Annotated in this window: 26 protein-coding genes and 1 tRNA gene; 11 read left to right on the top strand and 16 right to left on the bottom strand. The window is 66.6% G+C overall.

Translation table 11 applies throughout. The annotated features are described in order from the left end of the window. Positions 1-37 precede the first annotated feature (37 nt). The 5 genes from ASE95_RS18205 (at position 38) to ASE95_RS05200 (ending at position 3,616) form a co-directional block, all read left to right on the top strand. Positions 38-1,174, top strand: coding sequence for a M23 family metallopeptidase (locus tag ASE95_RS18205; protein WP_235528192.1), 1,137 nt, complete (start codon positions 38-40; stop codon positions 1,172-1,174). A gap of 88 nt (positions 1,175-1,262) precedes the next feature. Then, positions 1,263-1,601, top strand: coding sequence for an iron-sulfur cluster insertion protein ErpA (erpA, locus tag ASE95_RS05215; protein ID WP_056633284.1), 339 nt, complete (start codon positions 1,263-1,265; stop codon positions 1,599-1,601). A gap of 37 nt (positions 1,602-1,638) precedes the next feature. Then, positions 1,639-2,409: an exodeoxyribonuclease III gene (gene xth, locus ASE95_RS05210; protein WP_056632309.1), complete on the top strand. Its 771-nt coding sequence runs from the start codon at positions 1,639-1,641 to the stop codon at positions 2,407-2,409. Next, the gene (locus ASE95_RS05205; RefSeq protein ID WP_056632306.1) at positions 2,406-3,218 is read left to right on the top strand and encodes a transporter; all 813 of its coding nucleotides are present in this window, start codon (positions 2,406-2,408) and stop codon (positions 3,216-3,218) included. Before xth ends, ASE95_RS05205 begins: the two co-directional genes overlap by 4 nt. A gap of 155 nt (positions 3,219-3,373) precedes the next feature. After that, positions 3,374-3,616 carry a hypothetical protein gene (locus ASE95_RS05200; RefSeq protein WP_056632303.1) on the top strand — a complete coding sequence of 81 codons (243 nt, stop codon included), beginning with the start codon at positions 3,374-3,376 and terminating at the stop codon, positions 3,614-3,616. Positions 3,617-3,670: 54 nt separating this feature from the next. Here ASE95_RS05200 and ASE95_RS05195 read toward each other — a convergent pair whose 3' ends face one another. Next, on the bottom strand, positions 3,671-4,822 hold the full coding sequence (locus ASE95_RS05195) for a hypothetical protein (protein ID WP_056632301.1): 1,152 nt from the start codon (positions 4,820-4,822) through the stop codon (positions 3,671-3,673). A gap of 120 nt (positions 4,823-4,942) precedes the next feature. On the opposite strand from ASE95_RS05195, the gene ASE95_RS05190 reads away from it, so the two are divergent. After that, positions 4,943-6,022, top strand: coding sequence for a fatty acid desaturase family protein (locus ASE95_RS05190; RefSeq protein ID WP_056633281.1), 1,080 nt, complete (start codon positions 4,943-4,945; stop codon positions 6,020-6,022). Between the two features lie 69 nt (positions 6,023-6,091). On the opposite strand, the gene lptG is transcribed toward ASE95_RS05190, so the two are convergent. The 9 genes from lptG to obgE all read right to left on the bottom strand — a co-directional run bounded on the left by lptG (position 6,092) and on the right by obgE (position 16,271). Continuing rightward, positions 6,092-7,186 (bottom strand): LPS export ABC transporter permease LptG, encoded by a 1,095-nt coding sequence (lptG, locus tag ASE95_RS05185; RefSeq protein ID WP_056632298.1) that lies wholly within the window; start codon positions 7,184-7,186, stop codon positions 6,092-6,094. After that, the gene (gene lptF, locus ASE95_RS05180) at positions 7,183-8,382 is read right to left on the bottom strand and encodes an LPS export ABC transporter permease LptF (RefSeq protein ID WP_200918738.1); all 1,200 of its coding nucleotides are present in this window, start codon (positions 8,380-8,382) and stop codon (positions 7,183-7,185) included. Before lptF ends, lptG begins: the two co-directional genes overlap by 4 nt. 84 nt (positions 8,383-8,466) lie before the next feature. Further along, a complete protein-coding gene (locus ASE95_RS05175; protein ID WP_327196697.1) occupies positions 8,467-10,377 on the bottom strand; it encodes an ATP-binding protein in 1,911 nt (636 codons plus the stop codon). A gap of 46 nt (positions 10,378-10,423) precedes the next feature. Then, positions 10,424-11,692 carry a serine palmitoyltransferase gene (spt, locus tag ASE95_RS05170; protein ID WP_056632294.1) on the bottom strand — a complete coding sequence of 423 codons (1,269 nt, stop codon included), beginning with the start codon at positions 11,690-11,692 and terminating at the stop codon, positions 10,424-10,426. A 5-nt stretch (positions 11,693-11,697) separates the two neighbouring features. Next, entirely contained in the window at positions 11,698-11,940 is a 243-nt protein-coding gene (locus ASE95_RS05165; protein ID WP_056632291.1) for an acyl carrier protein, read from the bottom strand. A gap of 42 nt (positions 11,941-11,982) precedes the next feature. Beyond that, on the bottom strand, positions 11,983-12,885 hold the full coding sequence (locus tag ASE95_RS05160) for an NAD-dependent epimerase/dehydratase family protein (RefSeq protein ID WP_056632288.1): 903 nt from the start codon (positions 12,883-12,885) through the stop codon (positions 11,983-11,985). Beyond that, a complete protein-coding gene (proB, locus tag ASE95_RS05155) occupies positions 12,882-13,985 on the bottom strand; it encodes a glutamate 5-kinase (protein WP_056632285.1) in 1,104 nt (367 codons plus the stop codon). The genes ASE95_RS05160 and proB overlap by 4 nt, the downstream gene beginning before the upstream one ends. 44 nt (positions 13,986-14,029) lie before the next feature. Beyond that, positions 14,030-14,974: an RICIN domain-containing protein gene (locus ASE95_RS05150; protein WP_056632283.1), complete on the bottom strand. Its 945-nt coding sequence runs from the start codon at positions 14,972-14,974 to the stop codon at positions 14,030-14,032. 250 nt (positions 14,975-15,224) lie between these two features. Further along, positions 15,225-16,271 (bottom strand): GTPase ObgE, encoded by a 1,047-nt coding sequence (gene obgE / locus ASE95_RS05145; RefSeq protein WP_056632280.1) that lies wholly within the window; start codon positions 16,269-16,271, stop codon positions 15,225-15,227. Between the two features lie 120 nt (positions 16,272-16,391). Between obgE and ASE95_RS05140 the strand changes: the two genes are divergently transcribed. Next, positions 16,392-16,889, top strand: coding sequence for a hypothetical protein (locus ASE95_RS05140; protein WP_056632277.1), 498 nt, complete (start codon positions 16,392-16,394; stop codon positions 16,887-16,889). Between the two features lie 22 nt (positions 16,890-16,911). Here the strand turns inward: ASE95_RS05140 and ASE95_RS05135 are convergent, their stop codons facing one another. Further along, a complete protein-coding gene (locus ASE95_RS05135) occupies positions 16,912-17,508 on the bottom strand; it encodes a TetR/AcrR family transcriptional regulator (RefSeq protein ID WP_235528191.1) in 597 nt (198 codons plus the stop codon). A 54-nt stretch (positions 17,509-17,562) separates the two neighbouring features. On the opposite strand from ASE95_RS05135, the gene ASE95_RS05130 reads away from it, so the two are divergent. Further along, positions 17,563-18,417: a metal-dependent hydrolase gene (locus ASE95_RS05130; RefSeq protein WP_200918737.1), complete on the top strand. Its 855-nt coding sequence runs from the start codon at positions 17,563-17,565 to the stop codon at positions 18,415-18,417. 543 nt (positions 18,418-18,960) lie between these two features. On the opposite strand, the gene ASE95_RS05125 is transcribed toward ASE95_RS05130, so the two are convergent. From ASE95_RS05125 to hspQ, 5 genes are all read right to left on the bottom strand, one after another. Next, complete coding sequence (locus ASE95_RS05125; RefSeq protein ID WP_056632271.1) at positions 18,961-19,251, bottom strand: alpha/beta hydrolase; 291 nt, start codon at positions 19,249-19,251, stop codon at positions 18,961-18,963. A gap of 370 nt (positions 19,252-19,621) precedes the next feature. Beyond that, positions 19,622-20,173 carry a GNAT family N-acetyltransferase gene (locus ASE95_RS05120; protein ID WP_082449555.1) on the bottom strand — a complete coding sequence of 184 codons (552 nt, stop codon included), beginning with the start codon at positions 20,171-20,173 and terminating at the stop codon, positions 19,622-19,624. A 176-nt stretch (positions 20,174-20,349) separates the two neighbouring features. After that, positions 20,350-20,619, bottom strand: a complete 270-nt coding sequence (gene rpmA / locus ASE95_RS05115) for a 50S ribosomal protein L27 (protein ID WP_022687450.1) — start codon at positions 20,617-20,619, stop codon at positions 20,350-20,352. 26 nt (positions 20,620-20,645) lie between these two features. Beyond that, a complete protein-coding gene (rplU, locus tag ASE95_RS05110; protein ID WP_056632268.1) occupies positions 20,646-20,942 on the bottom strand; it encodes a 50S ribosomal protein L21 in 297 nt (98 codons plus the stop codon). Positions 20,943-21,084: 142 nt separating this feature from the next. Beyond that, positions 21,085-21,465, bottom strand: coding sequence for a heat shock protein HspQ (gene hspQ, locus ASE95_RS05105; protein WP_056632266.1), 381 nt, complete (start codon positions 21,463-21,465; stop codon positions 21,085-21,087). A 128-nt stretch (positions 21,466-21,593) separates the two neighbouring features. Here hspQ and ASE95_RS05100 point away from each other — a divergent pair. The 3 genes from ASE95_RS05100 to ASE95_RS05090 all read left to right on the top strand — a co-directional run bounded on the left by ASE95_RS05100 (position 21,594) and on the right by ASE95_RS05090 (position 23,899). Next, a tRNA-Ser gene (locus tag ASE95_RS05100) sits at positions 21,594-21,683 on the top strand. A gap of 198 nt (positions 21,684-21,881) precedes the next feature. Further along, positions 21,882-22,196, top strand: coding sequence for a DUF485 domain-containing protein (locus ASE95_RS05095; RefSeq protein WP_156347878.1), 315 nt, complete (start codon positions 21,882-21,884; stop codon positions 22,194-22,196). Continuing rightward, positions 22,193-23,899 carry a cation acetate symporter gene (locus tag ASE95_RS05090; RefSeq protein WP_056632260.1) on the top strand — a complete coding sequence of 569 codons (1,707 nt, stop codon included), beginning with the start codon at positions 22,193-22,195 and terminating at the stop codon, positions 23,897-23,899. Before ASE95_RS05095 ends, ASE95_RS05090 begins: the two co-directional genes overlap by 4 nt. The last annotated feature ends 3 nt before the right edge of the window (positions 23,900-23,902 follow it).

Raw genomic sequence — 23,902 nt, 5'->3', positions numbered from 1 at the left:
GGCGTGTGTGCCGGCCACAGTCTTGATCTGGGGTTCGATGACCGACACCGCTTCTCTGCCGGCCATGCGGCCGACCGCGCGCAACGGCGCTGCCATTCCCGCACGAACGATGATGCTGCGCGGTGGCGCTGCGCTGCTCCTTGGCTTTGCCGGTTATGGTGCGTTGCAGGCGTCCACGCAGGTTGCCGCCGCCGCCGGGCTGACGCCGCAGGCCGCCGCATCGGCGCAGCGGCTGCAAACGATGGAGCACAAGGTCGAGCGGATGCAGGCGCGCGTCGCGACGATCCGCACCGCTGCACAGCTTCATGCCGACCGGATCGAGCAGCGGCAGGAATTGCTGACCGCGGCGTTGACCGGGCAGGGCGATGCCAAGCGGCTGGCGCTCGCCACGCTGGCGATCGATCCGCAGGCGACGCGCGTCGCCGCCGACGCGATCCGACCATTCCTGAAGGTTGAAAGCCGGCAGGTCGAACTGGCGCACGTTGCCGAGCGCCAGCTGCTCGATCGCTACACGCAGACCGCACGCCAGCTGCGCCAGCGCGGCATCGCGCCGGGCCGCGTCGCCAAGGCCGGATCGGCGATGGGTGGCCCGCTGGTGGAGGCCACCAGCGTCGAAGCGCGTGCAGATCTCGCCGCCGACCAGCAGTTCCGGTCGCTGTTCATGACCTGGAAGAAGCTTGATCGGCTGGAACAGGGCGTGATCGCGATCCCGTCGGTTCAGCCGGTGCAGAAGCTGCAGTTCACCAGCAACTTCGGCATTCGCTCCGATCCGTTTCGCGGCACCGCCGCGATGCACGCCGGAGTCGACATCCCCGGCCCCAGCGGCACGCCGATCTATGCCACGGCCGACGGCATCGTCAGCCATGCCGGACGACAGGGCGGCTACGGCAATCTGGTCGAAATCAACCACGGCAAGGGCATCGCCACCCGTTATGGTCACTTGTCGAAGATCATCGTCGCCGACAACACCCGCGTGAAGCGCGGTCAGTTGATTGCGTTAATGGGTTCCACCGGGCGCTCGACCGGCCCGCACCTCCATTATGAGGTCCGCATCGATGGCCATGCCGTGAACCCGGTGCCGTTCCTGACCACCGCCGACTATCTGATGGCGGCGCAGGATCGCGCAGTCGGGCAAATCCCGGTGTCGACGACCGGCCCGGTGCCACAGGACTGATCGCCGCAATCGTGACAAGGAAATGGGCCGGTTCGCGAGATGCGGGCCGGCCCTTTCCGTTCCGGTCGCGTGCGCCTATCTTCACGTGATGGCCAGCCTGATACCCGACATCGCCCTGACTCCCGCCGCCGCCGCCCGTGTCGCGGCGATCGCGGCCCGGCAGAACAAGCCCGCGATCCTTCGGTTGTCAGTGGAGGGGGGCGGTTGTTCCGGATTTCAATATCGATTCGGCTTCGCTGATGCTCCCGAAGCGGCCGATCTGGTCACCGAAACCGATGGTGTGCAACTGGTCGTCGACGACATGAGCCTCGACCTTGTTCGCGGAGCGAGTGTTGATTACGTCGAGTCGCTGGGTGGCGCGTCGTTCAAGGTCGAGAACCCAAACGCCGCCAGCGGCTGTGGTTGTGGTACCAGCTTCTCGGTGTAGTTAGACAAGCGCCGGTCGCCGTTATAGACCGGGCGGCGTGAAGATCGTCTCCTACAACGTCAACGGCATAAAGGCGCGGCTGCCGCGCTTGCTGGAATATCTCGCCGAGGGGCAGCCCGATGTGGTGTGCCTTCAGGAACTGAAATCCAGCGACGAAACCTTTCCGGAGGCCGATATCCGTGCCGCAGGTTACGGTGCGCTGTGGCACGGGCAAAAGGGTTTCAACGGTGTCGCGGTCTTGGCGAAGGGGATCGACCCTGTCGAGCGCCAGCGCGGTCTCGCCGGTGAGCCGGAGGACGAGCACAGCCGCTATCTGGAATGCTCCGTCTTCGGGCTGGTCGTCGCGTCGATTTACCTGCCGAACGGCAATCCGCAGCCGGGACCGAAATTCGACTACAAGTTGCGATGGATCGCGCGATTGCAGGAGCGCGCCCGTGCACTGCTCGCCGAGGAAGCGCCCGCGGTGCTGGCGGGCGACTATAACGTCATCCCCAATGACGACGACACGTTCTCGGTCCGCGCGATGGCAAGCGACGCCCTGATGCAGCCCGAGAGCCGCCACGGTTATCGTGCGTTGCTGGCGCAGGGATGGACCGATGCGCTGCGCACCCGTTTTCCCAAGGGCGGTGTGTGGACGTTCTGGGATTATCAGGCAGGCGCGTGGCAGCGCGATGCCGGTTTCCGGATCGACCATCTTCTGCTCAGCCCCTCTGTCGCCGACCGGCTGGCGGAGGCGGGTGTCGACAAGGAATATCGCGGTCGGGAAAAGGCCAGCGACCATGCGCCGACCTGGGTACGGTTGCGATGATCCGCACCGGCATCGCCGCCGGATGGCTGGCGATGATCGCCGTTCCCGCGATCGCGCAGGGGGCCGACGAGCCGCGTCCTCGCTTTTGCCCCAACCGCCCGTCGTTGGGCGCGAGCGGCTGCACCACCCTGCCGGGGCAAATCCAGCTCGAACTTTCGGGCATCGATTGGCAGCGGGAGGGCGATGATGACAGCCGTGAGGATCTGACGCTTTACGGCGACCTCGTCGCGAGGATCGGGGTGAGCGGAAACAGCGAGCTCCAGGTAGGCTGGACCCCGCTGGCTTCGCTCAGAACCCGTGACAGGCTGACCGGAGCGGTAAGCCGGACGACGGGGAGCGGCGACGTGACATTGGGCTGGCGGCGCTCGATCAGCCACCCCGACGGCGAAGGCATTTCCGCGGCGATCCAACCGTACGCGACGCTGCCGGTCGGTGGACGCGAGATCGGGGCAGGCGACTGGGCCGCGGGAATGGTGGTGCCGGTCTATTGGCAGATCGATGAGAAGTGGAGCGTAGACTTCACCGGACAGGCGGCCGCCGCAGTCGACGAGGATGGGCATGGACGCCACTTCGACGCGACCGGGGTGGTAGGGCTGGGCTACGCGATCAACGACGCTGTTACCGCCACCGCCGAGTTCTCCGTCGAGCGTGATCGAGATCCGGCGGATCATGACGTCCGGACACTGGCGGCGGCATCGGTGGCGTGGCGCGTAACGAAGCGAACGCAGTTGGACGTGCTGGCGGTGGCCGGACTCAACCATGAAGCGCCGGATGCGCGCGTCACTTTCGGCGGTGCCGTGCTGTTCTGACCATCGTTCGGCGTATTGCGCCGGATATTGGCGTGCTGTGCTGGTGTAACACACCTGTCATTCGCACAACGCATTGTATTCGCTAGATAAAGTCATTTGGCACAGTAGCTGCAATGTGTCCTGTGTCCCCGATCAACGGGGCAGGGAGATACGCCATGAAGACCATCGCCGCCGCTATCGTCGCCAGCCTGTTCGCCGTCGCACCCGCCACGGCCGCACCGAAGACCGCACCGTCGCCAGCCAGTACCGACCGCGCCGTTCAGCTCCAGGCCCCGACCAATGCCGCGACCCGTTATTGCTACAAGACCGAGATGACCGGCTCGCGCATCCTGTCGAAGGTTTGCAAGACGCGCGCCGACTGGAAGAACGTGGGCGTTATCGTTCCCGCCGGCTTGTGACCGATCAACGTCGCACGGGCACCAGCGGTGCCCGTCGCTGACCTCACTCAGGCTTCACAAGGTCCGTTCGTAGATCTGGTAGATCTTGTTGACGCGGCTGTCGATCGCGGTGGCGATTGAGTTCATGCCCTGGTTGTCGTCGAGCACCCATCCGATTTCGCCGCGTGACGCACCATAATGTGTGATGGAAGCGCGGCGAATCGCCTCGATCATCATGAAGGCCAGTTGCCCGGCCAGCCGCGAACTCTGCAATTCCTTGCGCACACCCATCAACGGCACCCGCATCGTCTGCACCTTCGGCTTGCGCAGCCACCACAGCAGTTTCGCCCAGCCGAACGGCAGCAGGTTGCCGTTCAGCGGGCGGATCGCCTCGTTCAGGTCGGGCAGGGTGATCATGAACGCCACCGGTTGTCCGTCCAGTTCCGCGATGCGGATCAGGTCATTGAAGACGATCGGTTTCAGCTTGACACCGACGTCCTTGATCTCGGGCGGCGTCAAGGGAATGAACCCCCAATTGTCGGACCAGGCATCGTTGAGGATGTCGAGGATGATCGCCGCCTCGTCCTCGAACCGGCGCTTGTCCACCTCCCGGATGACGATGCTTTTATTGCCCTCGCCGGACCGGATGATCCGTTTCACCAGCGGCGGGAATTCCTGCGTAATGTCCAGCTCGTACGTGACGAGCTGCTTGACGGGTGCATAACCCGCGCGCTCGATCCAGCCGCGATATTCGGGCTTGTGATGCCCCATCATGACGGTCGGCGACTGCTGATATCCCTGGATGAGGAGGCCCGGCTCCTCCCAGACCGACATGCTGATTGGGCCGAGCGCGCGCGTCATCCCCTGTTCGCGCAGCCACCCCTCGGCACGCGCCAGCAAAGCGGTGAAGATCTGCTCGTTCTCGGCATCCATCAGCCCCCATTGCCCGCAGCCGGGACCGAAGCCGCGTTCGACCGGCATCGTCAGCCCCAGCGTGTCGATGTGGGCGGAGATGCGGCCGACCACCCTTCCGTCCTGTCGCGCCAGGAACAACTGCGCGGTGGCGTGGCTGAACCAGCCATTCTTTTCCGGCGTGATCAGGCCCAGCGCCTCCCCCTTCAAGGGCGGTATCCAGTAGGGATCGTCGCGATAGAGCCGGAACGGCAAGTCGACGAACGCCTTCCGGTCGCTCTTGGTCAGGACGGGAGTGATCGAAAGCTCAGCCATATCGCCGATATGTAAGCGGCCGGTTCGATCATGGCGAGTGAACAATTGACCGAAATGGCGATCATGGCGGTCCTGTTCGCGTCACCGTCTCGCCACTATGTTAGGGTAATGGATACGACCATGAACACCATCACCCTCGACCGTGCGGCCGTCACCCCGCGTCAGCTGCGTGCCGCGATCGCCGACGACAAGGCGATGCTGAAGGCCGCGGCCGAGCTGACCCGCGATTTGGTGAAGCCGCGCCCGGCGATCTACTGGGCGGACCTGATCGCCTCTTCGCTGGTCGGTTACGCCGCGCTGGCGGCGGCGGTGATGGCGGCATCGATGTGGGCGGCGGTGGCCGCGGGCGCGGTGGCCGTGTTCGCGCTGTATCGCGGCATGAGCATGATCCACGAACTGACGCACATGAAACACGCTGCGCTGCCCGGCTTTCGCGCCGGCTGGAACGCGTTGATCGGCGTGCCGATGATGATCCCGTCGTTCATGTACGAAGGCGTCCACAACCTTCATCACGCCAAGACGCGGTACGGCACGTCGGAAGATCCCGAGTATCTGCCGCTTGCGCTGATGAAGCCGTGGACGTTACCGGCCTTCATCCTCGTTTCCGCACTGGCACCGGTCGGGCTGCTGATCCGTTTTGCGGTGTTGGCTCCGCTGTCGGCGCTGTCGCCAAAGCTGCGCGCAACGGTGATTTCCCGTTATTCGGCGCTTTCGATCAATCCGCAATTCCGCCGCCGCCTCCCTCAGGGCGACGAAAAGGCACGCTGGGATCGCGTCGAGACGGCAACCGCCGTGTGGGCGATCGCGCTGATCGCATGCACCGCTGCGGGCGTGTTGCCGTTGAAAGCTTTCCTGATCTTCCTTGCCGTCGGTTCGGGCGTGGCTCTGATCAATCAGGTCCGGACGCTGGTCGCACATCTGTGGGAGAACGAGGGCGAGGTGATGACGGTGACCGCACAATATCTCGATTCGGTCAACGTGCCGCCGCCGGCGCTGCTGCCTGCATTGTGGGCGCCGATCGGCCTTCGTTATCACGCGCTGCACCATCTGCTGCCCGGTATTCCGTATCACGCGCTGGGCGAGGCGCATCGCCGCCTCAGCGACGTGCTGGAGCCGGGTTCGCCCTATTACAAGGCGAACTATCGCGGCTTGCCGGGGCTGGTCGGGAAGCTGGCGTCCGCCACGATGCGGCTGCGCTGATCCGCCGGAAACACCGTTGAGACGGCGAGGCGACCGGGTTGGTATCCGCATCGTCTACCCACGACCGGATTACTCCTCCGTCCTCAGCAACACCGCCTCGCCGATCAGCAGGAACAGCAGGAACGGCGCCCAGGCAGCAAGAACCGGCGGGTACGCGCCGAGATTGCCCATCGCCAGCGCGAAGCTGTCCGCGACAAAATAGGCGAACCCCAGCGCCATCCCGATCACGGCGCGCACGAACAACGCGCCCGATCGCGCGATCCCGAACGCCGCGACCGCCCCCAGCAACGGCATCAACACCGACGACAGCGGCCCGGAGAGCTTGTGCCACAGCACGCCTTCCAGCGCCTTGGTCGGTCGCCCCGCTTCTTCGAGATCGCCGATCGCCTCGCGCAGACCGCGAAACGACAGCGCATCGCCATCGACATTGGCCAGCGTGAACTGATCGGGCGTCACGCCGCGCCCGACGATCGTCGCCCCAAGCGGCGTCACCTTGCCGGATGCGACATCAAAGCGCTTCGCGGGCCAGATGCGCCAGCCATCACCGTCCCGAACGCCGTTGGGTGCAGAAATCAGCCCGCGCAAACCGCCATCGGGATTGCGTTGGTAAAGGGTGACGCCACCCAGCCGCGCACCGGTACTGCGCCCGCTGATCGTGTCCGCCTGGATCAGGTCGTCGCCTGCGCGCACCCACACGTTGCTGCGATTGCCGCGGTCGATCGGCATCGTGCCGTAATTCACCTTCTGCCACGCGCCGAGTTCCGCGGTCGCCCGGCTGACCACACGGTCGTTGAAGGCGAAGGTGACGATCGCGATGCCGACGCTGGCGATCACCAGCGGGGCCAGTACCTGATGTGCGGACAAGCCCGATGCCTTCAAGGCCACGACTTCGCTGTTGGCGTTCATCGTGATGAGCGTCAGGATCGTGCCCAGCAGCACCGAAAAGGGCAGGAAGGTCGAGATCAGCTGCGGCGCACGTAACGACACGTAGCGCCACACTTCCGCATCGCCATTGCCGGCGGTCGCCAGAATACGTCCGCTCTCGCTCAGCAGGTCGAGCGTCTGAAGCACCAGTACCAGCCCGAACAGAATGCCGAAGGTCCGCGTCAGGAACAGCCGCGCCATATAGATCGCGACCGTGCGCGACGGGAACAGCGCGTTCATGCCCCGGCCTCCTTGCGGCGACGGCCGGGCAGGTAGCGCGCGACCATCGCCCATGCCTTGCCGAAGAATCGTTCCAGTGCGCCAATCGGCTGCCCGCCGGGCACGTTGGCAATCGTGTGATACATCCACAGGATCACGACGGCGAAGACGATGAACGGCACCCACAGCGCGAGCGCCGGGTCCACCGCGCCGCGTTCGCCCAGCGAGGCGGCATATTGATTGATCTTGTGATACGTGACGACCATTACGATCGACAGGAACACGCCCAGCGCGGATGTGGAGCGTTTGGGCGGCACGCCCAGCGCCACCGCCAGAAGCGGAAGCAGGAACATGGAGGCCACTTCCACCAGACGGAAGTGGAATTCCGCCCGGCTGCCGTCGCGCTGCTGTTCGCTCAGGGTCGGCGCGTGGCCCAGCTTCGCCAGTTCAGGCAGGGTGTATTCCAGGTTTTTGCCGCCACGCGTACGAAAGCTCTCGAAGCGCGGCAGGTTGATGGGCAGATCGTGCGCGGTGAAGGTCAGCGTACGCGGCGTCGTGAAATCCGGTCGATTATGGATCAGCGTGCCGTTGGTCAGGCGGAAGATGATGACGTTGGGATCGTCGGTCGCCAGGAACTGCCCAGTCGCGGCGGTCACTCCGACCCAGTCGCCCTTCGGCGTGAGGGCGTGGACGAAGATGCCCGACAATTTGCGCCCACGATCCTGGCTGCGTTCGATGCGCAGCGTCATGCGATCACCGAGATGGGTGAACTCGCCAACCTTGATCGACGCGCCCAACGCGCCGGTACGCAGCTCGAATCGCAATTGTTCGTAGGCGTAGCGAGCCTTGGGCTGGACATAGCCGACGATCGCGATGTTCAGCGCCGCCAGCACGATCGCGTAATAGAAGGGCACGCGCAGCAATCGACCATAGCTCATCCCCACCGCCCGCATGACGTCCAGTTCGCTGGATGTCGCGATGCGGCGGAAGGCGAGCAGCACGCCGAGCAACAGCCCGATCGGGATGCCGAGCCCGAGATATTCGGGTAGCAGGTTGGCCAGCATCTTCCACACCACGCTGACCGGGCCGCCCTGCGTCGCAACGAAGTCGAACAGACGGCGAATTCGGTCGAGGATCAGCAGCATCGCCGCGATCAGCAACGTCGAGAACAGCGGCAGCGCGATCAGCCGGGCCATGTAGCGGTCGATCGAGGTCATGGGCGGGGCAACGCTGCCTTTTGGCGGGTGACGGGACGACCGGCTATAGGGCGCACACCGGGGCGCGTCAGCAGGCGATTTCAGCTATTCGGCCGCCAGGGAAGTCGAATAGTCCTGGGCGGCAGCGGCGACGACCGCGCGATCGAGCGCCGTCAGGGTGAACGGCTTGCGGAGCACCGGACGATCGCCCAGAGCGACGCCGCTGTTCGCCTCCCCCGCGAAGCCCGTGACGAACAGGACGGGAATGTGCGCGAAGTCGCAAGGCAGGCTGGCCACCATCTCGGGGCCGGTCAGCGCCGGCATCAGGACGTCGGACAGGATCAGGTCGACGTGCGTCATCGACGCCAGCGTCTCGGCGACAAAGGTCGCGTCGTTGCACGCCGTCGGGCGGTGGCCGAGTTCGGCCAGTGCCTCCATCGTCGCCGCCAGAACCCGCGGATCGTCCTCGACAACCAGCACCGCCAATCCGGCGGCCATGGCGGGACGTTCGGGCAGTGGAGCCACCATCGCAGGCGCGGTCACCGCCGCGGCATGATCGCGCGGCAGCAGCAGCGTCACGGTGGTCCCCCGTCCGACCTCTGACTCGATCGTGACGTCGCCGCCAATCTGCCGCACGAACGCGAAGGTCTGGCTGAGCCCCAGCCCGGTGCCCTTGCCGAGCGGCTTGGTCGTGAAGAACGGCTCGAACACGCGGTGGAGCAGGTCGGGAGCAATCCCGCAGCCGGTATCGGTGACCGCCAGCGACAGGAACTCGTCCGTAGCCACGGTCGCGCGGGCGGCGCGGATCGTCAGCGTACCGCGGCCGGCCATCGCGTCGCGGGCGTTGACCGCCAGATTGACGAGCGTGTTCTCAAGCTGGACACGATCGGCCCGCGTGCGCCAGTCGCCGCTGTCGTCCTCAAGCCGCAACGTCATGCCATCGCCAAGCGAGCGGGCCAGCATGTCCTGCAGACCGGCGAACAGTCCCGCGGCGGCGATCGGTTCCGGATTGATGGCGGTTTCGCGGGCGAAAGCGAGCAATCGCCCCGTCAGCGCAGCGGCACGGTCCGCGCCGTCACGCGCACCCTCAAGATGGCGTGCCGCTTCCACGGCGCCGGGCGGAAGATTGCGTCCGGCCAACTCGATCCCGCTCACAACGACCGCCAGCATGTTGTTGAAGTCATGCGCGATGCCGCCGGTCAGCTGGCCAACGGCTTCCATCTTCTGCACCTGGCGCAATCGGGCCTCTTGCGCCCGCAACTCCTCGGTCGCGCGGGCCACCGCCGCGGCCAGTTCGTCGGCGCGGAGCCGTTCGCTGTCGGCCTCGGCCTGCGCGATCGTGCGACCGGCCAGCGCCTCCATCATGATCCACGCCATCGTAATGCCGCCGCCGACCAGCAAGACGCCGAACAGCGCCAGCACCTTGGCGATCGTCGTGGACCGGCGGACCGACGCCTTGGCCTGTGTCGTGCGCATCTCCAGCAGCAAGCGCTCGTCGGTGATGATGCCGTTGAGCGCGTCGTTGATGCGGGTGAGCGAATCGCTCCGCCTTACCTGGTAGAAGCGGGCGAGCGCCTGGCTGTTCTGCCCGTAATTGGTGCTGAGCGCCGTGAGCGCCAGTTCCTCGCCACGCTTGTCGAACGCCACCAACAGCGCGGCGACATGCCACCGCTGTGCGTCATTGTCCCTGGTCAGCTTGGCCAGCCGTCGAACCGCCTGCTGCGCGCCGCGCCAGTCGTCGTAATAGATCTGGCCGAGCTGCTGATCGCCCGAGATGACATAGCGGCCCAGCGATGCTTCTGAATGCGCGATCGTCCCTTGCGCGGTGCGCGCCAGGATCATGACGTTGTAGCTGTGCCGTTGCGAGGCCAGCGCCCGATCGCGCTGACCGTTCGCCTCCGACAGCGTAATGACCAGCAGACCCAGCACCACCGCGCCCGCGATCGCCATCGCGACCAGCGCGATCGTGCGCCAGGACTGGCTTAGCCGCTGCATGAGGTCGTCGCGATCGATCACGCGCGGATTCTAGGTTAACAACCGTTAACGAAAGGCAAACATCGCGTCATCCCGTCGCACCGGCAAGTCGACCCGCCGCCTCGAACATGTCGATGACGCGGACGATCTGATCCGACGTATGTTCGGCGCAGATCGAGCAGCGCAGCAGGAAGGTGCCCGAGGGAGTGGCGGGCGGGCGGGCGACGTTGACGTACAGCCCGGCTTCCAGCAACGCCTGCCACATGACCACCGCCTGTTGCTGATCGCGCAGGATCACCGCCACGATCGCCGAGTCGCACGTGTCGGTACCGAGCGCGAAGCCGAGCCGCTTCAGTCCGGCGTGCAACTGGCGCGCATTGCTCCACAGCCGCGCGCGCTTGTCGTGCGCGGTCATCAGCTTGCGCACCGACGTCGCGGCGGTCGCCACCACCGACGGTGGCAGCGACGCGGTGAAGATGTACGGCCGGCACGAGAAGCGCAGGCCCTCGAATCTGGGATGGTTGGAAATGCAGAAGCCGCCGACCGTCCCGACCGACTTGGAGAAGGTGCCGATCACCAGATCGACGTCCTCGCCCAGCACGAGCCCCTGCGCTTCGTATACGCCGCGGCCGTGCTCCCCGAAGAAGCCCATCGAATGCGCTTCGTCGACGAGCACCATGCAGCCGTGCTTCTTCGATACCTCGACCATCTCGCGCAGCGGCGCGATGTCGCCGAGCATCGAGTAGACGCCCTCCAGCACCACCAGCTTGCCCGGCTCCTTCGGCAAGCGGCCGAGCCGCTTGTCGAGATCCTCCACCGAATTGTGCCGGAAACGCACGACCTCGGCATCGCCCATCTTGCAGCCGTCGTAAATCGACGCGTGGCTGTCCGCGTCGAGGATCACGTATTCGCCGCGTCCCGCGATCGTGGAGATCGTGCCGAGGTTCGCCTGATAGCCGGTCGAGAAGACGATCGCCCCGTCCGCACCGTAGAATTCCTTCAGCGCGTCCTCTGCCTCGACATGGTCGCGGAACGTGCCGTTGAGCATCCGGCTGCCGTTGGTGCCGCTGCCGAACTGTTCCAGCGCACGGGTACCTGCCGCGATCACGTCCGGATCGAACGTCATGCCCATGTAATTGTAGGTGCCGAGCAGGATCGTCTCCTTGCCACGGATCACCGCCGTCGTGGGGGAGAGGACTTGCTCCATCACGATTCCGAACGGATCGCGCACGCCCGATGCCATCAACGCATCGCGTTCGGCGAGCAGCGGATCGAACTTCGCGAACAGATCGCGCGAGGCCGGCACCACGGCCGGCTCGGCAGGCAGTGCTTCGGGCTGGAGGCCGGTTTCGGTCATCCGTTTCAGCCCTTCAGCTTCTCGACCGCATCGGCCAACTGGCCGACCGTCTCGATCTCGGCCTGCATGTTCATCGTGATGATGATCTCGAATTCGTCCTCGATCGCGGCGACGAAGTCCATGACGGTCAGCGAATCCCATTCCAGGTCGCCCTGGAACGTGGTCGCTTCGGATACGGTCACGCCCTTCTTGTTGAAGGGTTCGATCTGCGCGCGGAGCGTGTCGAGAATGTGGGTACGATCGGTCATGGGTGTGCTTTGGCCCCGAAATGCGGCGTTTGTCGGGCTTCGCTATAGCAAGCCGTGGGCGCGATACCATCGTGCCGTGTCGGACAGGCCGTCGTCCGTGGCGATCCGTGCACGCCAAAGGGCAGGCGGCGGCGCTTTGGCGGGGTCGGCGCTCCAGTCGGGATGGATCATATAGGCGACCCGATCGGCGGTCAGCTTCGCATCGTGGCCGCGCACCAACCGGTCGGCGCCCGCGGCGGTGCGCAGTAATGCGGCGGGAAGCGGGACGGGCAACACCCGTCGCCCTACCGCGCGTCCGATCGCCCGTCCGAACGCGGTATAGCCGATCGCGCCGCTGGCATCCGCCGGCTCGTAGGTCGCCGCGTCGCCCGGCGACGTGGCCAGCGCGAGCAGCAGGTCGGCCAGGTCGGCGGCATGGATGATCGACAGCCGCCCGCGCGGCGGCAACGGCACGATGCGCAGCCGCCGCGCGGCGCGGAACAGATCGCGCTGCTCCATGTCGCCGGGGCCGTACACGCCGGGGGGGCGAACGATCGTCCACGACAGGCCGCTGTCGCGGACCACATCCTCGGCCCCCGCCTTGGACCAGCCGTAATGCGACAGCGACGGCTCGCGCGCGGCCAGCGACGAGACATGGACGAAGCGTCGCACGTTCCAGGTGCGTGCGGCCTCCACCACCGCCCGTGTCCCCGCGATATTGGCGGCGGCGAAGGCGGGGCGATCGGGCGCGTTGACCGATCCCGCGACGTGGATCACCGCATCGGCGGTCGAGACCAGCGCCGATACGGCATCGGCATCCTCCAGCGCGCCCGCGATCCACGTGACGCCGGTGCGGGGCGGTTGCGGACGGCGGGCCAGCGCGCGAACCTGATGCCCGGCGGCCAGCGCACCGTCGATCACATGGCCGCCGACGAATCCGGTGCCGCCGGTGACCGCGAGGATCACAGCAGCGCCATGTGGTTGCGATGGACCAGCGCCGCCCGCGGCGCGTAGCCGAGCAACGCCTCATGCTCGTCACTGCGCCGCCCCAGCAGCCGCATGGCATCGGCGGCGTCATATTCGGACAGGCCGCGGGCGATCGCACCATCCGGTCCGGCGATCGTTATCAGGTCGCCCCGCACAAAGGCGCCCTCGACGCGGATCGAGCCCGCCGCCAGCAGGCTGCGCCCCTCGGTCAATGCGCGCGCCGCGCCGGCATCGACATGGATCGCACCGGCGGCGGTCAGCCCGCCCGCCAGCCACGCCTTGCGCGCCGGAGCGCTGCGTTCGGCAACGAACAGCGTGTGGCGTGCGTCGGTGGACAAGGGGTGGTCGATTCGACCGGAGGCGATCGCAAGGCCCGCGCCTGCCGCATTCGCGATTCGCGCCGCCGCGATCTTCGACACCATGCCGCCCGAACCCATTCCCGATGCGGAGCCGCGATCGGCCATCGCCTCGATCACGCCGTTGATACGTTCGACCCGGGCGATGTGCCGTGCGCCCGGAAGCGCCGGGTTGCGATCGTAGAGACCGTCGATGTCGGACAGCAGCAGCACGCCCTGCGCGCCCGCCGCCTGCGCGATCCGCGCCGCCAGCCGATCGTTGTCGCCGAAGCGGATTTCCTCGGTAGCGACCGAATCGTTCTCGTTGATGACGGGCACGGTGCCGAGTTGCAGCAATCGACCCAGCGTTGCGGCGGCATTGAGGTAACGGCGCCGCTCCTCCAGATCGCCCAGCGTCACCAGCATCTGTGCGGCGGTGAGCCCCTGCGCCGCGAGCACGTCCGCCCAGACGCCGGCCAGCGCGATCTGCCCGGTAGCGGCGGCGGCCTGCGCATCCTCAAGGCTGGCGCGTCCGCCCTTGGCGAGGCCCAGCCGCCGCGCACCCAGCGCGATGGCGCCCGACGACACGACCGCCACCTGCTGACCTGCGGCGGCCCGCTTCGCGATGTCGCGAGCGACACCCTCCAGCCACGCACGCCGCACCCCGCCGGCCGGATCGACGAGCAGCGCCGAGCCGATCTTCACGATCAGCCGCGGGCAGGTGGCGGGAGGGAACAGCGTCATGACACGGACAGCGTTAGCCATGCCCCCCGCGCCCAGCAATGGCGTCAGCGGATCAATCGCCAATGCTGGTTTGGAGAGGAGCCGCAGCCCCACAGCCGGATCGCCGCGCCCGCGGCAAGGTTACCGGCATTGTCGAGGCAGTTGCGGGTCGCGCGGTTGCGCAGCAGGAACCAGCCGTCGCCGGTCGGTATCATCTCCCATCGCTGCGCGGGCATCGTCGCGGGTGCGGCGAGGGTCGCCGCGACGCCGTCGCCGGTGCCGCTCGCCTGGATCATGCGGCCATCCGCGACATTGGCGAGCGTGATGAACCCATCCGCGAAAACGGTGCGCCATTGCTGAATGCCCCCGCCGACGGAAGGTCCCTGCGACGGTACGTCGGCGGCGGCGGCCGCCTGCAGGACGATGCTGCTCGACCTGTTCTGGAAACGGCGAGTTCCCGCGATCGCCGCGGTCGCGTCGCCGCCGCGCCCCATGTCGACGACCTGTGCGCTTACCAACTGCGTGTTGCGCTGGGTCTCGCCGAACTCGTTGTCGTAGTTCAGTCCGTACGGCCAGAAATGCTGGCCATCGGCGTTCAGCCACGCCGTGGGGCCTTCGTACGCCGTGATCCGTGCGACCGTCAGCGCGCCGGTGAATCGGCCAGCCTGTACCTGCCGGCCCCATTCGCCGACCGAGCCGGAGCCGAGCCAATGCGCCAGTTCGTGCAGGGCCACCCGCCGGCCGATCGACCCGCCGAACCGGATCGTGCCGAGATAGCTCGCGTCCGCCGTCCGCACACCCGCATTGTAGGCGACGTTCACGTTGCCGTAGAACGCGCCGAGCGCATTGGCGTGATCGACCGCGAAATCCATTGCGTCGCGGATCGCGGCTGCTTTGTCGGCCGGGGTGTCTGGCGCCAGCGTGTAGCCCAGCGAGCCCAGCGTATAGGGTACCACGGCGACGGGGGACGGCGCCGACGCCGGCGTCGGCGCAGGCGAGGGCGTCGGCACCGGTGATGGGGTGGGCGACGGTGCGGGCGTCGGCGTGGGCGACGGGGACGCCGCGGGCGCCGGAGTCGTGCCACCCGCGGGCTGGCCCCCATCGCCACCGTCGCCGCCACCGCACGAGGTCAGTAGAGCGAGACCCGCCAACCCGACCAACGTTCGAGTCATAATCTGCATTATAAATCCACCCTTCCCCTGCATCTATAGGGTGGTGGATCGGCGGACGCGAGGAAGGGGCGTTATTTCAGTTGGCCGGTCAGACCGGCGACCATTCCAGCGTCGCTTCCTCGCCATCGTCGTCGACCGGGCGATCCGCGGTCGGAATCGCCTCCAGCAGGCGATCCAGCGCCCAGTCGACGCCCACGCCGCTAGCTCCCGAGATCGGGATGACCTCCGCACCGCTCGCCTCTTCGAGTTCTGCGGACAGCGCGGCGATCAGTTCGTCGTCGAGCGTGTCGATCTTGTTGAGCGCGACCACCACCGGCTTCTCGTCCAGCCCGCCGCCATAGGCCGCCAGTTCGCCGCGGACGATGCGATAGCTTTCGGCGACGTCCGCATCATTGGCGTCGATCAGGTGGAGCAGCACGCGGCATCGTTCGATATGACCGAGGAACCGGTCACCGATGCCGGCACCCTCGGCGGCGCCCTCGATCAGGCCGGGGATGTCCGCGACCACGAACTCGCGCTGCTTGTGGCGGACCACGCCCAACTGCGGACGGGTGGTGGTGAAGGCATACGCACCGACCTTCGCCTGCGCATTGGTGACCTGGTTGATGAAGGTCGACTTGCCGGCGTTGGGCAGCCCCACCAGGCCGGCGTCGGCGAGCAGCTTCAGCCGCAGCCAGATCCACGCCTCCTCATACGGCCAGCCGGTGCCGTGCTGGCGGGGCGCGCGATTGGTGGAGGTCTTGTAACTGGCGTTCCCGCGCCCGCCGTCGCCGCCGCGAAGGAAGGTGATTCGCTCCCCGACGCGGGTCAGGTCGGCCAGCAGCGTGCGTTCCTCGTCGTCCGCAAGGATCTGTGTGCCGACGGGGACCCGGATGACCAGATCGTCGCCGCCGCCGCCGGTGCGGTTGCTGCCCGACCCGCCCAGCCCGCGCGGTGCGCGGAAATGCTGGGTGTAGCGGAAGTCGATCAGCGTGTTCAGCCCGGCGACGGTTTCGAACACGATGTCGCCGCCCTTGCCGCCGTTCCCGCCATCGGGGCCGCCGTATTCGATGTACTTTTCGCGCCGGAAACTGACGGCGCCGGGACCACCCGCACCAGAGCGGACGAAGATTTTGGCTTGATCGAGAAAATGCATGGCACGTCCCGTACCGCTTTAGCGCCGCTAAAGCGACATCGGAGCGTGCCCGGAACGCAGCCCGCATAGGGTCGGGCCGCCCGCCAGCGATGAAGAGGAAATTTCGTGAGTGACCATCCCATGCCCGCAACCGGGCAGCGTTCGTTCGCCGACACAATCGAGGTGATCTACGTCGGAGCCGTTCCAGCGGCGGCGGTGCTGGCCTTCGTCACCCAGCCCTTGCTTCGCCTTGCCGATCCGGACTGGCTTTTCTATGCCGGACTATGGGGTGCAGGAGCGATCGCGATGCTGGCAGGCGCCCGCTATGTGCGGCCGGACCGCCTCCGCCGTGTGGTGTTCTGGATCTACATGATCATCCCCTTGATCGCGTTGGTCATCATCCCGGCCCGCGCACTGGAGAAGGCGAACTGGAACGACCTGCGTTGCGCCCGCATCGAAACCGCGATGCTGCACCCCGACCCCGAGACGCGCGACGACCTGCCTGATGTATTCCAGGCACTTGGGTGCCGCCCGCAACGCACAACCCCGCCGGGAGCGCGGAACCGGCCCAAGGTGTTGGCTGCCGCGCTCGATGCGGAAGTCAGCCTGACAAAGCCGAAAGCGACCGTCCAACGCTGATCGATCGTCCAGCGGCGGCGCGCTACTCGGTCGCGGCCCGATCCCGCAACAGCATCTGCCCCGCGAGCGCCCGCGCCCGGTCGCGGGGCAGGCCCAGCGCGCGGGCCATCGGCCCGCCCAGCAAGGCGTCGCCGAGCGCCGCCAGCACCAGCTGCAACGTCTCGTCCCTGATCGGGGCGTCGGGGCGCTGTTCCTCGCGCGACAAATCCTCGACGAGGTCGTGGACCGCGCTGAGGATCGGATCGAGCGCGTCCTGGTTGCCGTTCAGGATCATCCAGCTGGCGAGCGCGCCTGCGCCGTTGCGGCCGAATGCGTCGAAGACCACGTCTACCAGCTCCGCCGGGTCCTTGCGTTCGCGCGACCGGCGCACCGCCTCGCGAATCGTGCCGACGACATGCGCGGCGATCCGTTCGATCAGCGCCTGCTGCAAGCCGGCGGCGGAGCCGAAATGGTGAAGCAGATTGGCATGCGTGCGCCCGATTCGCGCCGCCACCGCTTTCAGCGTCACCGCCTGCGGCCCTTGCTCGACCAGCAACGTGCGCGCCGCCTCCAGCGCCGCATCGCGCGACGCCGCGGGACTGAGCCGCCGGCGCGGGGTTGCAATGGATACCGACGGCACCTAATTGACACCAGTGTAAGTTAACGGACGCACTCGTCCGTAGTGGAGGTTTCCGTGGCGAAAGCAACCACCCCGGCCGACCTGACGATCAGCCCGCGCGACCGCCGGTTCGGTCGCGGTCGGTCGATTCGGCGCTGGTGGCTGAACGACGATCCCTATGCCACCGCCTTCTACAATGCATTGTCGGTGACGTTCCCCAAGGGAGAGGGGTTCTTCGTCGACAGCGTGCGTCGGTTCCGCGAGGGCACGCCGCCGCGGCTGGCGCGCGAGATCAACGCCTTCGTGAAGCAGGAGGTGATCCACACGCGCGAGCATGTCGCGTTCAACCGCCACGTCGTGGATCAGGGGTATGACACGGCCCTGCTGGAGCGCGACGTTGATGCGGCATTGGCGCTGACGAAGGGACGCCCGCCGATCGGAAGCCTGGCGGCGACCAGCGCGCTCGAACATTTCACGGCGATGCTGGCGCACGAACTGATCGCCGACCCCCGGCATCTGGCGGGCGGCGACGAGCAGGCACGCGCGCTGTGGCTGTGGCATGCCGCCGAGGAGATCGAGCACAAGGGTGTCGCATATGACACGTGGCTGCACGCGACGCGCGACTGGCCCCGCTTCACCCGCTGGCGGGTCAAGGCGTTGGTGATGCTGATCACGACGTGGCGATTCGTCCATGGCCGCGCGCGCGGCATGGCCGAATTGTTGCGGCAGGACGGCCTGACCGGGCCGAAGGTGTGGGCGCGGATGTTCTGGTACGCTTTCGGCAACCCCGGCATGGCGCGAAAGGTGGCGCGGGTGTGGGCGGCTTATTTTCTGCCCGGCTTCCACCCATGGCAGCACGACGACCGTGCGCTGATCGCGCTGGCCGAGAGCGATTACGAGGCGGCGGTGCTGCCGCGCGCGGCGGCATAGCGCGGCGACCTGTGCGCGCGACGCCTGGGCTGACGGCTGGAAGTTGACAAAGCTTACACCACGTCGCGCTCCGCAACACTTCCCCCGCGCGGCCGGCGAGGGCGGCGGCTCGCGTAACATGCGTAGCGGGATGTGACGGGCGGCCATCGTCGCGGACGATAGCCGCGGACGGCCGTGTAGGACAGCGCGCGGCCGGCGAACGGCATCCGGGAAAGCGGCTGACATCCGCAGTCTGCGGCGAGATCGCCGGTGCCGCCGCCCGTCATACGTCCGTCATGGGGGGCGGTCACCGCACCGCAGCGTGATCGAGACAATCCGCGATGACCTTCAAAATCGCCTTTTTCTGCCCGGACGTACCTCCATCCCACATGTCATCATGTTTCGCAGGTACGTCGACGATCAGCATGCCCATAGCCTGCTGCTCGGTCCATGATGGCAGAACGCCCCGATCGACCTCGAAGTCGCTGGATCGAAGCGAGCAGACCTTTGGGCGACTTGTTCGCGGCAACCGCATCCTTCGATTGTCCAGCGAGATTGCGGCCGTCACGGCTTCAGGATGCTCGGATCGACAAAGCCCCGGCGCGCCATCTCCGCGATCACGAACCTGATGCTGTCGGCTCCGATCCGCCAAACCGGCCGCCGCAGCTTCGCGAGGTCGCCACTGTTCGCCATCGGCGGATCACCGGGCCGCTCCTCGTGCTCAACGGAGGCGACGACATAACCCTTTGCGACCAGGTCATTTGCGATGAATGTATGGTCCTTCGCGTGCCCGCCATGGCCATGGGATATGACAGCCAAAGGTTTCGGCAGTACCGTCGATACCTTGCCGAACATCAGGATAGTCACAGGTCGTTGTCGGGCTGTGTCGATTAGCGTCAACGACACCGGAGTGGCCGAGGTCGGAAGTCGATGACGGTCGGAAACACAGCCGGCGAGGCATAGCAAGACAAGTAGACCACGGGACAGCATGGCACATCCCCAGCACGGTCGCTTGGATGGCATTGCGAATAGAAGCCGGCTTTATTCCGGCCCGATCATCTCCGGCACATGTGATGCCTCCCTTCCATGGAATCGTCCTGCAATATGTCCGGGGCGGGGAAGCGGGCGATGATGTGTCGACCACTTGAGGAACCGCGATCGAGGCATCGTCGGTGCGCGCTACGACGGCGTCGCCGGCCGTGATGGAGCGGGGTGCGGCCTTATCTTACGCTGCGATCGGCATCGCCAGTTCGTTTCGCGCGGCATCGGCGTCGAGATCGAGCGCGAAGTCGATCGCCTCGACCAGGCCGCCGTGTGCCAGCGCGTGGCGCTGCGACCGACCGGTCTGGACGAAGCCGAGCTTGCGCAGGACGTGGCCCGACGCCGGATTGTCCGCGTGGTGATATGCGGCGATGCGCGTGACGGGCAGGGCGTGGCGCGCGATGTCGATGACGGCGCGCGCAGCCTCCGTCGCGTAGCCGCGGCCCCAGGCGTCGGGGGTCAGCCAATAGCCGAGTTCGTGATCGCCCGCGTCGGTGCGTTGCAACCCGATCCCACCGATCAGGCGGTATCCGGCGCAACGCTCGATGATGACGAAGCGTGCGTCGGCGGCGGTGTGCGGCAACGACAGGAACGCTTCCGCATCGCCCAGTGCGTAGGGCCAGGGCGCGCGGGCAAGGCGGCGCACGACCGCCTCATGGCCGATCGCGCGCGCGAGTGCGGGCGCGTCCTCCAGCCAGCCCGGCCGCAACGTCAAACGGGGCGTCAACGCAAACATGCTCCATCTCCTTCGACAGGCCGTGCCACGCAACCATGACGATGGCGCGACAACGGGCATCAGGGGCAGGGAGCATGAAAAAAAGGGAGCCGGGGCGGACCCGTCTCCCTTGTCTGGCTGGGTTCCGTCTGGAACCCCGGGTCACCCTGGTGGGCAACCCGTGTGGTCACCCCATGTTACTCGGCCGCAGCCGCAATCATATCGACCGAGCAGAATTTACGGCCCAGCTTGCCATCGTGGAACACCACGCGACCGTCGACGAGCGCGAACAGCGTGTGATCCTTGCCGATGCCGACGTTGCGGCCCGGATAGAATTTGGTCCCGCGCTGACGCACGAGGATGTTGCCGGCGATCGCTTCCTGACCACCGAACTTCTTCACGCCGAGGCGACGACCGGCCGAGTCACGACCGTTGCGCGACGAACCGCCTGCTTTCTTATGTGCCATTGCTTTTGCTCCTTCGCGCTACTGGCTCAGCCGACCGAAACGATCTTGAGGATCGTGTGGTTCTGGCGATGGCCGTTGCGGCGACGATAGTTGTGACGGCGACGCTTCTTGAAAACGATCACCTTCTCACCCTTTGCCTGGGCGATGATCTCGGCGGCGACCGTCAGGCCCGCGACGTCTTTCAGTTCCGTGCCCTCGCCAGCGAGCAGCACGTCCCCGAGCGTCACGGACGCGCCGGCCTCGCCCTCGATCTTCTCGACGACGATCTTGTCTCCGGCGGCGACGCGATACTGCTTGCCGCCCGTGCGCACGACTGCGAACATGGCTACGTTCATTCCTTCAACGGGAATTGCTTCCCAAATGTCATGGACCGCGTCGGGCGCGCCGATGCGGTTGAAGGGCGGCGAGTAAGGTGCGACCCCGCCGGTGTCAACCGATTCCCTGAAAGGAACCGCGCGCCGCCGGTCAGTGGCGGTGCAACGGCTTCAATCCGTAACGCCCGTCCGCCAGCCGGTCGAACAGCCCGGCGATCGCGGGATGCTCGACGGGTTCGTCGCTGTCGTCATGCTCCAGGTTCTGCTGGCTGACATAGGCGACGTAGCTCGATTCCATGTTCTCGGCGAGCAGGTGGTAGAACGGCTGGTCCTTGCGCGGGCGCAGCGTTTCGGGGATCGATTGATACCATTCCTCGCTGTTGGCGAAGACCGGATCGACATCGAAGATCACGCCGCGGAAGTCGAGCATGCGGTGGCGCACCACTTCACCAATCGCGAAGCGGGCATGGGCGATCGGCGGAGCGACCGGATCGTTGTCGGGGCATGGGTCAGCCAGCGTGTCGCAGGTCATGGTTCGTATCTAGTGCGGAAATCTTGCCGCACAACACGAGATGCGCTTGCGTCGGGTGCGACGGCAGGGTAGGGGCCGCGCCTCGACCTGCCACCGGGTGCGCCGACCGGCCCCCTGGTGACCCTCGCGGAGAGGTGGCAGAGTGGTCGAATGCACCGCACTCGAAATGCGGCGTGCCCTCACGGGTACCGTGGGTTCGAATCCCACCCTCTCCGCCACTTACGCTTTCCAGCAAGCAATGATCGATGGCAGCGGTTCGTCGGTTCGTTCGAAACGGCGGCTCTGCGTTCGATGCCGGGTGCGGCGGGCCGGGCGTGATGGGCATCCCCTCAGCCGGTATCGTACCCCCGACATGCGACGCGCTTGCGCGGCGCGGGCTTCTCTGCATGGTATGTAACTCAGGGAAGGGGCCGATGATGAACGATGCCGATGCCGATGCGGAGCGGATCGCCGCCGATCCACGCTATATCGCGCTGGTGCGACAGCGCGGGCGGTTCACCTGGACGCTGACGGGCGTGATGCTGGCGGCGTACCTCGGCTTCATCCTGTTGATCGCATTCGACAAGGACCTGCTTGCACGACCGATCGGCGCAGGAGTGACCTCGATCGGGATCGTCATCGGCTTCGGGGTGATCGTGCTGGCGATCGTGCTGACGGGCATCTACGTGCGCCGCGCCGCGCGGGTGTTCGATCCGCTGACCCAAGCGCTTCGCGGCGAGACACGCGCGTGAGGGCGGTGGCCGTGCGGGCCGTCGCGACGGGCGTGGCGCTGCTGCCGGGTACGGCATCGGCGGATGCGATCGCCGGGCAGACGGTGCAGCAGGCGACGAACTGGACCGCGATCGCGATGTTCGCGGTCTTCGCGTTGCTGACGCTGGCGATCACCCGCTGGGCGGCGCGGCGGACGCGCACGGTCAACGACTTCTACACCGCCGGCGGCGGGATCACCGGGTTCCAGAACGGGCTGGCGATCGCGGGCGACTATATGTCGGCGGCCTCGTTCCTGGGCATCTCCGCGCAAATCTTCGCGGATGGCTATGACGGGCTGATCTACTCGATCGGCTTTCTGGTCGGCTGGCCGGTGATCCTGTTCCTGATGGCCGAACGGCTGCGCAATCTGGGCCGCTACACGTTCGCGGACGTCGCCAGTTTCCGCTTCGCGCAACCGCCGGTCAGGACGTTCGCGGCGATCAGCACGCTGACGGTGGTGCTGTTCTACCTGATCGCGCAGATGGTCGGCGCAGGACAGCTGATCAAGCTGCTGTTCGGGCTGCGTTACGAATATGCGGTGGTGATCGTCGGCGTCCTGATGACACTGTACGTGCTGTTCGGCGGCATGACCGCGACGACATGGGTGCAGATCGTCAAGGCGGTGCTGTTGCTGGGCAGCGCGACGTTCATGGCGCTGGTGGTGATGGCGCAGTTCGGCTTCTCGTTCGAGGCGTTGTTCGCACGCGCCGTGGCGGTGAAGACCGGGCTGGCGACCGCCGCCGGCATCGGCCCGGCCGAGGCGGCCGCGCGGGGCGGCTCGATCATGGGGCCGGGCAACTTCATCAAGGATCCGGTATCGGCGGTGTCGTTCGGGCTGGCGTTGATGTTCGGCACCGCCGGTTTGCCGCATATCCTGATGCGCTTCTTCACTGTGCCGGACGCGCAGGCGGCGCGGCGCTCCGTGCTGTGGGCAACCGGATGGATCGGCTATTTCTACCTGCTGACGTTCATCATCGGCTTCGGCGCGATCGTGCTGGTAGCGACGCAGCCGCGCTATCTCGACGCGGCCGGCGGATTGCTGGGCGGTGGCAACATGGCGGCGATCCATCTGGCGCATGCGGTCGGCGGCAACCTGTTCCTGGGCTTCATCTCGGCGGTGGCGTTCGCGACGATCCTGGCGGTGGTGGCCGGATTGACGCTGTCCGGTGCGTCGGCGGTCAGCCACGACCTCTATGCGACGGTGGTCCGCAAGGGGGATGCCGATCCCGCAGCGGAGTTGCGCGTATCGCGGCGCACCGTGCTGGTGCTGGCGGTGGCGGCGATCCTGCTCGGGATCGTGTTCCAGAAGCAGAATGTCGCGTTCATGGTCAGCCTGGCGTTCGCGGTGGCGGCGTCGGGGAATTTTCCAGTGCTGCTGCTCTCGCTGTTCTGGAAGGGGTGCACGACGCGCGGCGTCGTGGCGGGCGGGACGCTGGGGCTGGTGCTGGCGGTCGGATTGACGGTGCTTTCGCCGGCGGTGTGGGTGACCATCCTCGGCCATGCGACCGCGGTGTTCCCTTATTCCTCGCCGGCGATCTTCTCGATGCCGGTGGCGTTCTTCACGATCTGGCTGGTGTCGACGCTGGACCGCAGCCCGCGCGCGGCGATCGACCGCGGCGGGTATCTGGCGCAGCGCGTCCGCGCCGAGACCGGGATCGGCGCGGCCACGGCGTCGACGCACTGACGG

It is taken from the genome of Sphingomonas sp. Leaf231 (genome assembly GCF_001421995.1).
Classification (GTDB): Bacteria; Pseudomonadota; Alphaproteobacteria; order Sphingomonadales; family Sphingomonadaceae; genus Sphingomonas.
The sequence above is the reverse complement of the archived record's forward strand: the minus strand, read 5'-3'. Positions and strand labels throughout refer to the sequence as shown.